Origin of the sequence: Nocardia farcinica (assembly GCF_029867845.1) — a bacterium.
GTDB classification, from domain to species: domain Bacteria; phylum Actinomycetota; class Actinomycetes; order Mycobacteriales; family Mycobacteriaceae; genus Nocardia; species Nocardia farcinica_A.
The window spans coordinates 1-3,089 of the sequence record NZ_JARWRU010000702.1; the positions used below are offsets into that span (position 1 = coordinate 1).

The 3,089-nt window shown below is 70.2% G+C and carries 3 protein-coding genes; 2 read left to right on the top strand and 1 reads right to left on the bottom strand.

Going from position 1 to position 3,089, the window contains the following annotated elements:
- The coding region (gene hisS, locus QH283_RS15425; protein ID WP_280503682.1) for a histidine--tRNA ligase at window positions 1-1,293 on the bottom strand (1,293 nt) is incomplete at its 3' end.
- A gap of 186 nt (window positions 1,294-1,479) precedes the next feature.
- Between hisS and QH283_RS15430 the strand changes: the two genes are divergently transcribed.
- Entirely contained in the window at window positions 1,480-2,346 is an 867-nt protein-coding gene (locus QH283_RS15430) for a peptidylprolyl isomerase (RefSeq protein ID WP_280503683.1), read from the top strand.
- 90 nt (window positions 2,347-2,436) lie between these two features.
- The gene (locus QH283_RS15435; protein WP_280503684.1) at window positions 2,437-3,009 is read left to right on the top strand and encodes a hypothetical protein; all 573 of its coding nucleotides are present in this window, start codon (window positions 2,437-2,439) and stop codon (window positions 3,007-3,009) included.
- The last annotated feature ends 80 nt before the right edge of the window (window positions 3,010-3,089 follow it).

The following is a 3,089-nucleotide window of genomic DNA, read 5'->3' on the forward strand; positions in this document are numbered from 1 at the left end:
CCCCGTGGGCCGACCGCCTCTGTAGGGGGCGTTTCGGGCGCGCCGCGCCTCGACCAACTCCGCCAGCGCAACCTGGCGCTGGTCGCCGGTGCTCATGTCCTTGACCACCACCCCGTCCTCGGCGAGTTCGCGCTCGCCCAGCACCAGCGTGAACCGGGCGCCGGAGCGGTCGGCGGCCTTCATGGCGCCCTTCACGCCGCGGCCGCCGTAGGCCAGGTCGACCCGGATGCCCGCGGCGCGCAACTGCGCGGCGAGCACCACCAGCCGCTGCTTGGCGGCATCGCCCATGGGCACGCCGAAGACCTCACAGCGGGCGGGGTCGCCCGCCGACTTGCCCTCCGCCCGCAGCGCCAGCATGGTGCGGTCGACGCCGAGGCCGAAGCCGATGCCCGACAGCGGCTGGCCGCCGAGCTGAGCCATCAGGCCGTCGTAGCGGCCACCACCGCCGATGCCGGACTGCGCGCCGAGGCCGTCGTGCACGAACTCGAAGGTGGTCTTGGTGTAGTAGTCCAGGCCGCGCACCATGCGGGGGTTGACCACATAGGGCACGCCGAGCGCGTCGAGGTGGCCGAGGACCTGGTCGAAGTGAGCCTTGGCCGATTCGGAGAGGTGGTCGAGCATCAGCGGCGCGTCGGCGGTCATCTCGCGCACGTGCGGACGCTTGTCGTCGAGCACCCGCAGCGGATTGAGCTCGGCGCGGCGGCGGGTCTCCTCGTCCAGCGGCAGCGCGAAGAGGAACTCCTGGAGCAGCTCGCGGTAGCGGGGACGGCAGGTGTCGTCGCCGAGCGAGGTGATCTCGAGCCGGAAGCCGTCGAGGCCGAGAGAGCGGAAGCCCGCGTCGGCGACCGCGATGACCTCGGCGTCCAGCGCCGGGTCGTCGATGCCGATGGCCTCGACGCCGACCTGCTGCAACTGGCGGTAGCGCCCGGCCTGGGGACGCTCGTAGCGGAAGAACGGACCGGAGTAGGCCAGCTTGACCGGCAGCGCGCCGCGGTCGAGGCCGTGCTCGATGACGGCGCGCATGACGCCCGCGGTGCCCTCCGGGCGCAGCGTGACGCTGCGGTCGCCGCGATCGGCGAAGGTGTACATCTCCTTGGAGACGACGTCGGTGGATTCGCCGACGCCGCGGGCGAACAGCCCGGTGTCCTCGAAGATCGGCAGCTCGATATGCCCGTACCCGGCCAGTCGGGCGGCCCGCAGGAGGCCGTCGCGCACGGCGACGAACTCGGCCGAGCCGGGTGGCACGTAGTCCGGTACCCCCTTCGGGGCGGAGAAGCTGCTGGTCTTGGTCACGATGCTCCAGTTTTCCCCACCGCGCCCCGTCAAGTCCAACCGGTTACCCCGTTCCGGGGGTGTGGCGCGGTCGAGCGCACGGTCGGCGGACCGATCCGGCCGCCCGATCGGCCGACCTGATCTTGCGCCGGGGCCGGGATGGCAGACTCTAACCTCGACGTACGCCGACACGGGAGGAATGTGGTAGTGCCGAGCAACGAACAGCGACGAGCGGCGGCCAAGCGCAAGCTGGAACGTCAGCTGGCCAATCGGGCCGAGCGGGCGCGCAAGCGGAAGCAACTGACGATCGCGGGATCGGTGCTCGGTGTGGTCGTGGTGGCCGGTGCCGCCGTGGGGCTGTACTTCCTCACCAAGGGCGAGGACGGGGACGGTGGCTCCGACACCGTCGCCGAGTCGACCTTCTCCGCCGCCCCCGCACCGGAGCCGGTGGCCAAGCCGGACACGGTGAACTGCGTCTACACCGACGGCGCGCCGAGCGCCAAGCCGGTGCAGAAGCCGAGCCGCACCGAGAACATCCCCACCACCGGCGCGGATGCGCGGGTCAGCGTCAGCATGGAGACCAGCCAGGGCCCGCTCGGCCTGACCCTGAACAACGCCGAGTCGCCCTGCACGGTGAACAGCTTCGTCAGCCTGGCCACCCAGGGCTTCTTCGACGACACCGAATGCCACCGCCTGACCACCGGGGAGGGCCTGAAGGTGCTGCAGTGCGGCGACCCCACCGGCACCGGCCAGGGCGGTCCCGGCTACATGTTCGCCAACGAGTACCCCACCGACCAGTACGCCGAGGGCGACCCGGCCTCGATGGAGCCGATCCGCTACGAGCGTGGCGTGCTGGCCATGGCCAACGCGGGCGCGGGCACCAACGGCAGCCAGTTCTTCCTGGTCTACGGCGATTCCCAGCTGCCGCCGCAGTACACCATCTTCGGTGAAGTCGACGAGGGCAGCCTGGAAACCCTGGACAAGATCGCCGAGAACGGCCAGGACGACTCCAACGGCCTCGGCGACGGCAGGCCGAACAGTCCGGTAACGATCCAGTCGGTGAGCCTGGACTGACCTGGTTCACCGGGCTGGAGTGGGTAGTTCTCGGGTAACCTCGAGAAATACCTCCGTCCACAGCGAGCACTTCAGCATCGGGGAGAAGCCATGTCCGAGGAATTGGACGACATCGGCCGGGAGACAGCGGCCGTGATGAAGACGATGTTGAGCTTGGCGACGCTGGTCGCGCTGCGCACCCGCGAGCGCGGCCAGAAGGAAGCAGAGGCACGCGTCAAGATCACCGAGGCGCGCATGAAGGAGGCCAAGGAGCTGCGCATGCGGGAGGAGCGCGAGTCCAAGGCCAAGGACCCCCGCAACCTCGAACTGGCCAGGATGGTCGAGTCGAATCAGTCGGCCGGCAAGGGGATCTCGCTGGAGAAGGAGTCGGTCGGCTCCATGATGACCAGCGCGGCGAGCGAGCTGTCCGAATCGGTCACCGGATCGTCGAGCGGTCCGTCGCTGCCCCAGCTGGCCTACGACTCGGCCGAGCGGCGCAACGCCGTCGCCGCGCATCTGCAGAAGATGGGCGTCTCCCCCGACCTCGCCGCGGTCCGCATGCTGATGGAGGTGGGACAGGGCCTGCCCGCCGAGGAGGCGGTGCGCGCCAAGACAGCCGAGGCCAGATCGACCAATCGCAGCAGGGAGCTCGAAGGCCGAGGGCTGGAACGCACCAGGAGCTGAACAGAAGAGCAGGAAACCCCCCGCCGCGGAGGGCGGGGGGGTGTGGTGGGGGTTTGCGGGCCGGATACCCCCCCCGGGGG